The organism is Streptomyces sp., assembly GCF_036524955.1.
Lineage (GTDB): Bacteria > Actinomycetota > Actinomycetes > Streptomycetales > Streptomycetaceae > Actinacidiphila.
This window is the reverse complement of sequence record NZ_DATDBG010000237.1, coordinates 40766-52520: the sequence shown is the minus strand read 5'-3', so window position 1 is coordinate 52520 and position 11755 is coordinate 40766. Positions and strand designations below refer to the sequence as shown.

At 74.3% G+C, this 11755-nt stretch carries 8 protein-coding genes and 2 pseudogenes; 7 read left to right on the top strand and 3 right to left on the bottom strand.

What is annotated here, in order from left to right:
* Window positions 1-77 precede the first annotated feature (77 nt).
* Window positions 78-1523, bottom strand: a complete 1446-nt coding sequence (locus VIW71_RS19240; RefSeq protein WP_331623584.1) for an NAD(P)/FAD-dependent oxidoreductase — start codon at window positions 1521-1523, stop codon at window positions 78-80.
* 183 nt (window positions 1524-1706) lie between these two features.
* Here VIW71_RS19240 and VIW71_RS19235 point away from each other — a divergent pair, with 183 nt between their 5' ends.
* Both VIW71_RS19235 and VIW71_RS19230 read left to right on the top strand, forming a co-directional pair.
* Entirely contained in the window at window positions 1707-2381 is a 675-nt protein-coding gene (locus VIW71_RS19235) for a cysteine hydrolase family protein (RefSeq protein WP_331623583.1), read from the top strand.
* A pseudogene (locus tag VIW71_RS19230) lies at window positions 2378-2877 on the top strand (DJ-1/PfpI family protein); the annotation flags it as partial. The gene VIW71_RS19235 and the pseudogene VIW71_RS19230, both read left to right, overlap by 4 nt.
* A 67-nt stretch (window positions 2878-2944) precedes the next feature.
* Here VIW71_RS19230 and VIW71_RS19225 read toward each other — a convergent pair.
* Window positions 2945-3439: an OsmC family protein gene (locus VIW71_RS19225; protein ID WP_331623582.1), complete on the bottom strand. Its 495-nt coding sequence runs from the start codon at window positions 3437-3439 to the stop codon at window positions 2945-2947.
* Between the two features lie 241 nt (window positions 3440-3680).
* On the opposite strand from VIW71_RS19225, the gene VIW71_RS19220 reads away from it, so the two are divergent.
* Complete coding sequence (locus VIW71_RS19220) at window positions 3681-4082, top strand: PGPGW domain-containing protein (RefSeq protein WP_331623581.1); 402 nt, start codon at window positions 3681-3683, stop codon at window positions 4080-4082.
* Window positions 4083-4101: 19 nt separating this feature from the next.
* On the opposite strand, the pseudogene VIW71_RS19215 reads toward VIW71_RS19220, so the two are convergent.
* A pseudogene (locus tag VIW71_RS19215) lies at window positions 4102-6256 on the bottom strand (molybdopterin oxidoreductase family protein).
* A 516-nt stretch (window positions 6257-6772) separates the two neighbouring features.
* On the opposite strand from VIW71_RS19215, the gene VIW71_RS19210 reads away from it, so the two are divergent.
* The 4 genes from VIW71_RS19210 to VIW71_RS19195 all read left to right on the top strand — a co-directional run bounded on the left by VIW71_RS19210 (window position 6773) and on the right by VIW71_RS19195 (window position 11604).
* The gene (locus VIW71_RS19210; protein WP_331623580.1) at window positions 6773-7198 is read left to right on the top strand and encodes a gamma-glutamylcyclotransferase family protein; all 426 of its coding nucleotides are present in this window, start codon (window positions 6773-6775) and stop codon (window positions 7196-7198) included.
* A 139-nt stretch (window positions 7199-7337) separates the two neighbouring features.
* On the top strand, window positions 7338-8141 hold the full coding sequence (locus tag VIW71_RS19205) for a sirohydrochlorin chelatase (protein ID WP_414720783.1): 804 nt from the start codon (window positions 7338-7340) through the stop codon (window positions 8139-8141).
* Between the two features lie 58 nt (window positions 8142-8199).
* Window positions 8200-9582 (top strand): deoxyguanosinetriphosphate triphosphohydrolase, encoded by a 1383-nt coding sequence (locus VIW71_RS19200; protein WP_331623578.1) that lies wholly within the window; start codon window positions 8200-8202, stop codon window positions 9580-9582.
* A gap of 759 nt (window positions 9583-10341) precedes the next feature.
* Window positions 10342-11604, top strand: coding sequence for an NAD(P)/FAD-dependent oxidoreductase (locus tag VIW71_RS19195; RefSeq protein ID WP_331623577.1), 1263 nt, complete (start codon window positions 10342-10344; stop codon window positions 11602-11604).
* Window positions 11605-11755: the final 151 nt, after the last annotated feature.

Below are 11755 nucleotides of genomic sequence, written 5' to 3'. Positions count from 1 at the left end.
CGCCACCAGCAAACGCTGGCCGACCATTCCGTGACCGACCAGCACGATCGTCGTTTTCGGCGCGCTCGCACCCATGGTCAGAAACCTCCGTCGTCGGTGAGCAGATGAAGCAGTGGTGCGGAGGGCAGGGGCTCGTCGCCCTCCCAGGTGCGGGCGACCGCGCCGACAGCGGCGAGATCGCCCAGCAGGATGCCCCCGACCAGCCGGTCCCCGCGGACCACGACCTTGCGGTACGCGCCGCGGGTGGCGTCCGCGAGCCGCAGGACGTCGTCGCCGGGGACGGGGACGGGGTCGCCGAAGGCGGCGAGGTCGAAGGGGGTGCCTGCGGCGCTGGGCCGGGAGGCGTTTGCGGGGGCGGCCCCGCCGGCCGGGCGGGGGGCTGCCCCGGGCGTCGGCCCGGACTCGGTTCCGGACGTCGGCCCGGTTCCGGCCCCGGGCGCGTTCCGCGTGGGGCGGAGGGTCAGCCGGGTCACGGCGCGGGTGCCCAGGTAGCGGGGGGCGCCCGAGCCGGCGCCCGGGGCGGCGGGGACGCCGGCGGCGCCGGCCGGAAGGCCGGAAGCGGGGCGCGCCTTCGGTTCCCCCGGCGCCGGTTCGGAGGCCGGCTCGTACGCCAGGACGCGCGCGAGGACGTCGGCCTGGTCGCGGGCCGCACCCGCGAGGCCGTACACCGTGCCCGCGTGCTGCGCGCAGTCGCCGATCGCGAAGACGGCCGGGTCGCTGGTGCGCAGCTCGTCGTCGACGACGATGCCCCGGGCGACATCGAGGCCGGCCGCCCGGGCGAGTCCGGTGCGCGGACGTACTCCGCAGGCCAGCACCACCAGATCGGCGTCCAGGCAGTAGCCGTCGGCCAGTTCGACGGACTGTACGGCGCGGCCGGCCGGTCCCGGGTGGGGCCGGGTGCGCAGGCCGCGGACGCGGCACTCGGTGTGCACCTCGACGCCCTGCGCCTCCAGGTGGGTGCGGAGCAGCGCGGCGGCGGGCTCGTCCAGGTGCCGCTCCATCAGATGCTCGCCCTGCTGGGCGACCACCACCTGGGCGCCGCGGACGGCCAGCGCCTGGGCGGCCGAGACGCCGAGCAGTCCGCCGCCCACGACGACCACGCGCGCGCCGTCCCGCACGGCCTCCGACAGCGCGAGGCAGTCGTCCATGGTGCGGAAGGCATGCACACCGGCGGGCAGGTCGTCGGCGCCCTCCTCGAACAGGCCGCGCAGCGGCGGCAGTACGGGGTTGGAGCCGGTCGCCAGCACGAGGCGGTCGTAACGGATCACGGAACCGTCGTCGCAGATCACAACCTGCTCGGGGCGGTCCACGCGGACCGCCCGTGCGGGGTGCGGGGTGCCGGCGGCGGGCAGGGCGATCGTCTCCGGACCGTAGCGTCCGGCCAGCACCTCGGCGAGCAGGACGCGGTTGTACGCGGGGTGCGGTTCCTCGGTGACGAGGGTGAGGCGCGCCGCTTCGTACGGCGCGAGCTGCTGCGCGAGGCGGGCCCCCGCCATGCCGCCGCCGATCACCACGATCTCCATGCCCTTGAGCGTGCGTGGCCGCTGTTTCCCGTCCGCATCCCCGCCATTACCCGGGAGCAACGGTGCGCTCATCGTTGTGGGGAGCCGGGTGTGAGCCGATGGGCGGGTGGCGACCGGATCATTCCGGGGCGGGGCGCGTTCGTGTCTACCGGCGGGGCGCCAAGGCAGGCCAGGATCGGGGGCATGACCGAGAACACGAACGGCGACGCGTACGGCAGCGCGAACGGCGACTCGTACGGGAACGCGCCCGCCGACACGCGCCACCCCGCGCACAGCGCCTCCGCCCTGATCGTCATCGACGTGCAGGAGTCCTTCCGGCAGCGCGAGAGCTGGCAGGCCGCCTCCGACCCCGAGGTGGCCGTGCAGGTGGGGCGACTTGTCGACTTCGCCCGGGAACGCGGTGACCTGGTCGTGTGGGTGCTGCACGCCGAGCCCGGCACCGGGACCGTCTTCGACCCGGCCCTCGGCCATGTCCGGCTGATGGCGGGGCTCGTCGCGCGGGACGGGGAGCCGGTGCTCACCAAGACCTCGCACAACGCGTTCACCACCACCAACCTCCAGCAGATCCTCACCGGACGCGGCATCCGCTCGCTGATCACCTGCGGGGTGCGGACCGAGCAGTGCGTGGAGACCACCACGCGGCTCGCCTCCGACCTCGGGTACGACGTCACGTTCGTCGTCGACGCGACCGCCACGGAGCCGATCCCGCACCGGGACGCGCCCGCCGGGCGGCCTCTCGCCGAGGTGCTGGCCGATCCGCGCACCCTGCTGCCCGGCGACGTCATCGAGCGGACGCAGTACGCCCTGGCCGGACGCTTCGCCACCGTCACCACCGTCAAGGAACTGACCGGATCGTGACCGGGGTGGTCTTCCTGCTCGTCCCGCGGCTGCACCTGCTGGACCCTTGCCGGTCCGGCCCCGGTGTTCTCCACCGCGGCCGACCACGGTCTCGGCTACACGCTGCACCACGTGGCCGAGCGGGAGGACGTGCCCACCGCGCGGGGCGTCGCGCTGCGGGCGCGCGCCGAGCGGCCGGTGCTCGGCGCGGACGACCTGATCGTCGTCCCGGGCCGGCGGTCACCCACCCGCGGGACACCGGGGCGCTGGAGCCGGCCACCCCGCGGTGGCTGCGGGACCACCACGCCGGCGGTAGCACGGTCGCCAGCGTCTGCGCGGGCCCCGACGCGCTCGGCCGGGCCGGACTGCTCGACGGGCGGCGGTGCACCACGCACCACGACGCCAGGAGGAACCGGTCCAGCGGTTTCCGCGCGCGACGGTCGTACGGGACGTGCTGCACGTCGTCGACGGGCGGGTGGTCACCTCCGCCGGGATCGCCTCCTGCGTCCGCGTAGCGAGGGTACGCGGGGGGTGCACGCGGGGTGGGCGACCCAACCGCGCGTGCGCCCACCCGCGTGCCCGCACTATGCGGAAGGGGCAGGGGCGGCCAACGTCACGACTCCCTCGTGGTCCACCGGAAAGTTCACGGAGTTCGCGATGAAGCACACGTCATGGGCCTCGGCGTGCAGCGCGACCGCCTTCGCGACCATCTCCGGGGCGGCCACCTCGACCACCGGGTGCAGCGTCGCCCGGGTGAAGTGCCCGGAACCGCCGGGGGTCTCCTGCATCGTGCCGCTCGCACGGTCGGTGTACGCCGTCACGGTCACCCCGTTCACCGCGCACAGGTGCAGGTACGCCAGCATGTGGCACTGCGACAGCGCGGCCAGCAGCAACTGCTCGGGGTTCCAGCGGTCACGCTCGCCCCGGAAGGCGGGATCGGACGACCCCGGGATCGGGGGGACCCCGGGCGCCCTCACCTCGTGCGTGCGGCCGTAGGAGCGGTAGGTACTGGTCCCCGTCCCGAGGTTGCCCGTCCAGACGACCTCGGTCTCGTACGTGTGCTGCCCGGCTGCCGCCATGGTGGCGCGCTCCTCCTCCGACGTTCGGCGGTGCTCACTGCCCGCACCGCCACGGTACGCGCCGCGGGCCCGGGAAGGATCCCGGTACCCCGGCCGCGCGTCCTGTGCGGTACGGGACGCGGTGCGGGAGGATGAAAGCAGGGTGCGCGGAGAACCGCTTCCCCGGCCGGGGCGGTGCGCCGGCGGCACGACCGCGGCCCTGACGACGCCGGCGGTCGGCCCGAGTGCGGAACGAGGGAGGATGGACATCAAGAACGCGGCCCTCGCGGTTGCCGGGGCGATCCTGCTGGTGGCCGGAGTGGCGCTGCTGGTGCTTCCCGGCCCGGGTCTGCTCCTCGTCCTGGCCGGCATGATCGTGCTGGCTCGCGCTTTTCCCCGGCTGGAGCGCCATGTCGAGCCGGTCAGGGCGCGCGCGATTCAGGCGGCCGAGGACAGCGTCACCTCACGCTGGCGGCTCGCCGGTTCCGTACTCACCGGTGCGGTCCTGGTCGGCGCGGGTGTGGTGTGGGGCCTGATGCCCGATCTGCCCTCCGGCGGCTGGCCCACCGGTGCGGCGCTGATCCTGTCCGGCGTCCTCCTGTTCGCCCTGCTGGTCCAGAGCTATCGGCGGGTCCGAGGCCGGGCGGACGCACCGGACCGCTGACCGGCCTCGGCTCCCCCTCTTACGCCTTCTCCACCCGCACCGCGCACACCTTGAACTCCGGCATCCGCGACGCCGGGTCCAGCGCCGGGTTGGTCAGCGTGTTGGCCCGCCCCTCACCCGGCCAGTGGAACGGCATGAACACCGTGTCCTGCCGGATCGCCGCCGACACCCGCGCCGGGGCCACCGCCCGCCCGCGCCGGCTGGTCACCGCCACCGGCTCCCCGTCCGCGACGCGGAGCCGTGCGGCCAGCCGCGGGTGGAGCTGGACGAAGGGTCCGGGCGCGGCCTCGTTCAGCTCCCGCACCCGCCGCGTCTGCGCGCCCGACTGGTACTGGGCCAGCACCCGCCCGGTCGTCAGGTAGTACGGATAATCCGCCGTCGGCTCCTCCGCGGCCGGCCGGTGCTGCACGGGAGTGAACCGGGCCCGTCCGTCCGGCGTCGCGAACCGTTCGAGGAAGAGCCGGGGCGTGCCGTTCCGCCCGCCCACGCGGTCGTCCCGCTCCTCCGCCGGCCGAGGTTCCCGTCCCTCGTCCTCGCCGCACGGCCAGAACACCCCGTCCTCCGCGACGATCCGCTCGTACGTGATCCCGGAGTAGTCCGCCGGCCCGCCCGCCGACGCCCGCCGCAACTCCCCGAAGACCTCCTCGGGGTCCGCCGGGAAGCCCTTGTCCCAGCCCAGCCGCCCCGCCAGCGCCTCCAGCACCGCGAGGTCGGACCGCACCCCGGGCGGCGGGTCCACGGCTTTGCGCCGCAGGATCACCCGCCCCTCCAGGTTGGTGGTCGTACCCGTCTCCTCCGCCCACTGCGTGACCGGCAGCACCACATCCGCCATCGCGGCCGTCTCCGACAGCACCACATCGCACACCGCGAGGAAGTCCAGGGCCGCCAGCCGCTGCGCCACATGCCCGGCGCGCGGCGCGGACATCACCGGGTTCGACCCCATCACCAGCAGGGCGCGTATGTCGTGGCCGAGCGCGTCCAGCAGTTCGTACGCGCTGCGGCCCGGCCCCGGCAGCTCGTCCGGGTCCACCCCCCACACCGCGGCGACGTGCGCGCGGGCCGCCGGGTCGTCCAGCTTGCGGTAGCCCGGCAACTGGTCGGCCTTCTGGCCGTGTTCGCGTCCGCCCTGGCCGTTGCCCTGCCCGGTCAGGCACCCGTAACCGGAGAGCGGGCGCCCGGCCCGCCCGGTCGCCAGACACAGGTTGATCCAGGCACTGACCGTGTCCGTGCCCTTCGACTGCTGCTCGGGGCCGCGGGCGGTCAGCACCATCGACTCGGGCGCGTCGCAGAACATCGCCACCGCCTGCCGCAACTGCGGCACCGGCACCCCGGTGATCCGCTCCACCAGCTCCGGCCAGTGCGCCATCACGCCGGGCAGCGTCTGCTCCCACCCGCTGGTGCGGTCGGCGATGAAGCGCCGGTCGAGCCGGCCCTCGGCCACCACCAGGTGCAGCAGGCCGAGCGCCAGCGCCAGATCCGTACCCGGCCGGGGCTGGAGGTGCAGGTCCGCCTGCTCGGCGGTGCGCGTCCGGCGCGGATCGACCACGATCAGCGTGCCGCCGTTCTCCTTCAGCTCGGTGAGGTAGCGCAGCGCGGGCGGCATCGTGTCGGCGAGGTTGGAGCCGACGACGACGACGCAGCCGGTGCGGGCCACGTCCGCCAGCGGGAAGGGCAGCCCCCGGTCGAGCCCGAACGCCCTGTTGTGCGCCATCGCCGCGGACGACATGCAGAAACGGCCGTTGTAGTCGATCTGCGAGGTGCGCAGCACCACCCGGGCGAACTTGCCCAGCGCGTAGGCCTTCTCGTTCGTCAGCCCACCGCCGCCGAACACGCCGACCGCGTCCCGCCCGTACGTGGCCCCGGTTCGGCGCAGCCCTTCGGCGACCCGGTCCAGCGCCTCGCCCCAGCTCGCCGGCCGCAGCGTCCCGTCCTCGCCCCGCACCAACGGCTCCGTCAGCCGCACGGCCGGGTCCAGCACCTCCGCGGAGGCCCGCCCCTTCCCGCACAGCCCCCTTGTTCACCGGGAAGGCCGTCCGCTCCACCACCTCGGTCCGCCCGCCCGCGCCCGCCCGCAGCGTCATGCCGCACTGGAGCGCACAGTACGGGCAGTGGGTGTCCACGTCGGCGCGGGGTCCGGACGCCTGCGGGTCGGCGGTGGCCGCGGGTGAGCTCATGCGCCCAGCCTGCGCGGGGTCTGTTTCGGAGTACGGCCCGGAGGGTTACGCGGTGGGGACCGGGAGCTCAGCGGCCCGGAGCGCGCGGTGTGAGGACGTGCGGTGTGAGGACGTGCGGTGGGGCGGGGTGGGCGTGGGGGGCCAGAGGACGACCTTGCCCCGGGGCACGCCGTGCGCGCGTACGGGGAAGCCGTGGCGGGCGCAGCCGGACGCGCAGCCGCGCGGGCCAGGTCCTCCCGGTCGGCGTGCCCATCATGGTCCCCCTGCCTGTCGCGCTGCCGGATTCGCCTTCCGGCCGCCGGTCTCCTGTGATCGACTCTCCTGTGGCCGACGCGAGGGCGGCGCCGCGGTTGCCGTCCCCGCCGACGCCGTCGGCCCACGGTGTGAACCACCGCAGAACCCCCGCGGAGGGCTGACGCCCGAGCTCCCGGAGTGGGCGAGGAACGAGGCCACCCGCGCGGGGAGCGAGCAGGAAGACCGACCGACCACCACTGACAACGCGTCCCCGGAGGCCCCGTGACCCCCCGTCACCTGCCCGTCTTCGTCTACGGCACCCTGCTCCCCGGCGAGCGCAACCACCACCTGCTGCACGGCCGTACGGTCTCCTGGACGCCCGCCGTCCTGCCCGGCACGCTGCTCTTCCACGGACCCGGATACCCCTACGCGGTGCCCGACCCGGACGGTGCCGGAACCGTGCACGGAGAAGTCGCGGTGATCACCGAAGAGGTGTACGGGCAGGTGCTGGCGGAACTCGACAGGCTGGAGGACTACGTTCCCGGAAACGCGGCGAACCTTTACGAAAGGGTGGCCGTGCAGGTGCGTACGCCGGGCGGCGAGGTACATGCATGGGTCTATATCGCCGCCGACCGTATTACTCGTGAGCTGCTGGTTTCCGGTGTGCGAATAGAGGACGGGGACTGGCTGCGGCGCCCCGTGAAGTGATTCCTGGAATTCATAAAGGCGCCCCACCGGAAATTCCGGCAAGAACCCTCACAGTGCCTCCGTTCGGCGGTGAGTGCACCGACATGAGCCGTTATTCACCCGCAACTCCACCGCAATGTCGGCGCCGCAGGATCGCCGTATGGAAAGCCGAACGGAGGCCCGTATGGAAACGCCGGCGGTACCGCGGCCCACCCTGGTGGCGGTCGCGCACGGCAGCCGTGACCCGCGGGCCCTGTGGACCGTACAGGCGCTGCTGGACCGGGTACGGGCCCGGCGGCCCGAGCTCGACGTGCGCCTGGGCCATGTCGAGCTGAACGAGCCGCTGCTCGACGACACCCTGGCCGGCCTGCGCGGCGATGCGGTGCTGGTGCCGCTGCTGCTCGGTCGCGGGCACCACGTCAAGCGGGACCTGCCCGCGGCGCTGGCGGGCGCGCCGCACGTCAGGGGCGTGGTGGCGGCGCCGCTCGGCCCGCATCCGCTGCTCGCGGAGGCGCTGGACGCCCGGCTCGCGGAGGCCGGGTGGCAGGCGGGCGGCCAGGCGGTGGTGCTCGCCGCGGCCGGTTCCCGCGACCCCGACTCCGCCGTGGACACCGGCCGTACCGCGGCCCTGCTCAGCGCCCGGCTCGGCGGCGTCCCGGTACTGCCCGCGTACGCCTCCGCCGCCGCGCCGACCGTGCCCGAAGCGGTCGCCGCGCTGGCCGCCCGAGGGCTGCGCCGTGTCGCGGTCGCCTCGTACTTCACCGCGCCCGGTCTGTTCGCGACGCAGGCCGCGAGCGCCGCGCCGTGGATCGTCGCAGCGCCGCTCGGCGCCCACGAGGCGATGGCCCGGCTGGTGCTGCACCGCTATGACGAAGCGGCCGGGGCCGCCCGTGCCGCCCTCGGCCCGGGCGTCACCGCGTCGTACGGCGGCCCGGTGCGGCGACTGCTCGGTCGCCGGGCGTAGCTGACCCGTACATCGGGGTGTCACCGTACTGTCGGCGTGGCCGGTTACCGTCGTTGGCATGGAAGGGAACAACCACCAGCCGCCCCGCGCGGCATCCGCGCTCCCGGGACCGTACGAGCCGTACGGGCTCTACAGCGAAGCGGACGTGGAACGGTACGTGCCGGAGCCGGACAAGCGGCCCGGCCGTACGGCGTTCCAGCGCGACCGGGCGCGGGTGCTGCACTCGGCGGCGCTGCGCAGACTGGCCGGGAAGACGCAGGTGGTCGATCCGGGGGGCGCCGGGAGCGCGGTGACGGACACCAGCCCGCGGACCCGGCTGACGCACTCGCTGGAGTGCGCGCAGGTCGGGCGGGAGTTGGGCGCGGTGTTGGGCTGCGATCCGGACCTGGTGGAGAGCGCGTGCCTCGCGCACGACCTGGGGCATCCGCCGTTCGGGCACAACGGGGAGGTGGTGCTCGCCGAATTCGCCGAGGAATGCGGGGGGTTCGAGGGGAACGCGCAGTCGTTGCGGGTGCTGACCAGGCTCGAGCCGAAGCGGTTCGTGGACGCGGGGGGCGCCGCGGGCGGGGGAGAAGCCTCGGACCGGGCAGCCGCCCCGGACGAGAGGCTGGTGAGCGTCGGGCTCAACCTCACCCGGGCCGCGCTGGACGCCGCCACCAAGTACCCGTGGTCGCGCGGCGAGCACCCCACAGCACCCGGCAGCCCCAAGTTCGGGGTGTACGAGGACGACCTGCCGGTCTTCCGCTGGCTGCGCAAGGGCGCGCCGGACGGGCAGCGGTGCTTCGAGGCGCAGGTCATGGACTGGGCGGACGACGTCGCGTACTCCGTGCACGACGTGGAGGACGGGTTGCAGGCCGGGCACATCGACCCGCGGGCGCTGCTGGCCGGACCCGAACGGGCCGAGGTCTTCGGGTGTGCGGCGGCCCGTTACGCCCCGCCCGGCACGGACCCGGCCGAACTGGCTGCCGCACTCGACCGGTTGATCGCCCAGCCGTGGTGGCCGCGGCGGTACGACGGCTCCGCCCTCGACCAGGCCCGGCTCAAGGACGCCGCCTCCCAGCTCATCGGCCGCTTCTGTCTCGCCGCGGAGGGCGCCACCCGGCGGCGCCACGGTACGGCTGGGCTCACGCGGTACGGTGCGGAATTCGTCGTGCCGCGCGAGCAGCGTCTGGAGTGCGCGGTGCTCAAGGCGGTCGCCGACCGTTACGTCATGCAGCGCGCCGCGCAGGCCCGGCGGCGGGCCGAGCAGCGAGTGGTCATCGGCGAGCTGGCGCAGGAGCTGATCGCCCGCGCCCCGCACGGCCTCGACCCGCAGTTCCGGGCGATATTCGACGCGGCCGACGACGACCGGGCCCGGCGGCGGGCGGTGGTCGACCAGATCGCGTCCCTGACGGACGCGGCGGCGACAGCGCTGCACGCGCGGCTGATGGGGAGGGGTTGAGCGGTCGTACGGGTGGCTGTCTCCTCGCCGGGGGTGGCCCGGCGGCGGGCGGTGGTCGACGAGGTCGCGTGCTTGGCGGACGCGGCGGTGTCGGCGCTGCACGCGCGGCGGATGGGGAGGGGTTGAGCGGTCGTACGGGGTGGCTGTCTCCTGGCCGGGGGTGGGTCGGCGGCGCGGGCGGCCGCAGCGCGCGTCGGATCGGCCTGGTCGATGCCGGTGGCGTCGCCGATGTCGGTGCCGACATCGAGGTCGCGGTGACGATGTGTACCCGGAGCCGGTACGGGCGCGCGTCGGCCGGTTCACCGCCACCGCACCACTGGCCGGAACGGGCCGCCGCCCTGGTCTGGCGCGCGGTCGGCGGCACCGTACCCGCTGCCGGACCGGAAGCTGAACGCGACGCCCGGACCGGATTCCGGACCGGAAGCTGAACGCGACGCCCGCACCGGAATCCGGGCCGTAAGCTGAACGCGAGGCCGTGCTGGAATCCGGCCGGGAGCCGAACCGGAGCCCGCCCCCGGCGCCGATCGCGGGCCCGGACCCGCGGCCGAACCCGGGTCCGAACCCCAGGCGGAACCCGCTTCAGCCCCAGATTCCGCACCCCCGCCCCGTAACCCCACACCCCGCCCGAGCCGTTGAGCAGGCATAAAAGTCCGCTCAGCAGACGAGCGGTGGGACAACGGACCGGCGCGGCGCTCTTCCGGACGGCCCTGACGTGCGGGACGCTCGCGTATAACGAACGACCGGCAGGGGAGGCGCACCGTGGTGGACGCACACCAGACCTTCGTGATCGTCGGAGCAGGGCTCGCCGGGGCGAAAGCCGCGGAGACGCTGCGCTCCGAGGGATTCACCGGCCGGGTGATACTGATCGGCGACGAGCGCGACCATCCCTATGAACGCCCACCCTTGTCCAAGGCGTACCTGACCGGCAGCGCGGACCGCGACTCCGTCTTCGTGCAGCAGACCGGCTGGTACGCCGAGCACGACATCGAGCTGCACCTCGGCCAGCCCGTGGTCCACCTGGACCGGGCCGCCCGGACGGTACGGCTCGGCGACGGCACCGTCCTGCAGTACGACAAGCTGCTGCTGGCCACCGGTGCCGAGCCGCGCCGCCTGGACATCCCCGGCACCGACCTGGCCGGCGTGCACCACCTGCGCCGCCTCGCCCACGCGGAGCGGCTCAAGCGCGTACTGACCAGCCTCGGCCGGGAGAACGGCCACATCGTGATCGCGGGAGCCGGCTGGATCGGCCTGGAAGTGGCCGCGGCGGCCCGCGGCTACGGCGCGGAGGTCACCGTGGTGGAGGCCGCGCCGACCCCGCTGTACGGCGTGCTCGGCCCGGAGCTGGGTGCCGTCTTCACCGACCTGCACGCCGAGCACGGCGTCCGCTTCCGGTTCGGGACGAAGCTCACCGGGATCACCGGGCAGGACGGCATGGTGCTGGCCGCGGTGACGGACGACGGCGACGAGCACCCCGCGCACGACGTGCTCGCCGCCATCGGCGCCGCCCCGCGCACCGCCCTCGCCGAGATGGCCGGGCTCACCCTCGCCGATCCGGCCCTGGGCGGCGGCATCGCGGTGGACGCCTCGCTGCGCACCTCCGACCCCGACATCTTCGCCGCCGGCGACGTCGCCAACGCCCAGCACCCGCTGCTCGGCGTCCGGCTGCGCGTCGAGCACTGGGCGAACGCCCTCAACGGCGGTCCAGCGGCCGCCCGCGCCATGCTCGGCCGCCCGGTGTCGTACGACCGCATCCCGTACTTCTTCTCCGACCAGTACGACCTCGGCATGGAGTTCTCCGGGCACGCCGCCCCGGGCACGTACGACCAGGTGGTGGCCAGGGGCGATGTCGGCAAGCGGCAGTTCATCGCATTCTGGCTGCGCGAGGGCCGGGTGCTGGCGGGCATGAACGTCAACGTCTGGGACGTCACCGAGACCATCCAGCACCTGATCCGCGCCGGCCGTCCGGTGGACCCCGAGGCACTGTCGGATCCTTCGGTCCCCCTCACCTCTTTCCTGGACTGACGAGGACAACCCCAGGGCGGACATTCAGGACAGACCAGGACAGGCACCCCGCATGTGGACCGCTGCCGGGCCGGTGAGGAGATCCTCACCTTCCGGTGGGCGGTGCCGTGCACCGGGACGCCGCGCGAGGCCCCCGTCCATCCGGAGGACT

Coding starts and splice junctions, on each gene's coding strand:
- VIW71_RS19240 (WP_331623584.1), bottom strand. CDS start 1,523: ATGGAGATCGTGGTGATCGGCGGCGGCATGGCGGGGGCCCGCCTCGCG.
- VIW71_RS19235 (WP_331623583.1), top strand. CDS start 1,707: ATGACCGAGAACACGAACGGCGACGCGTACGGCAGCGCGAACGGCGAC.
- VIW71_RS19225 (WP_331623582.1), bottom strand. CDS start 3,439: ATGGCGGCAGCCGGGCAGCACACGTACGAGACCGAGGTCGTCTGGACG.
- VIW71_RS19220 (WP_331623581.1), top strand. CDS start 3,681: ATGGACATCAAGAACGCGGCCCTCGCGGTTGCCGGGGCGATCCTGCTG.
- VIW71_RS19205 (WP_414720783.1), top strand. CDS start 7,338: ATGGAAAGCCGAACGGAGGCCCGTATGGAAACGCCGGCGGTACCGCGG.
- VIW71_RS19200 (WP_331623578.1), top strand. CDS start 8,200: ATGGAAGGGAACAACCACCAGCCGCCCCGCGCGGCATCCGCGCTCCCG.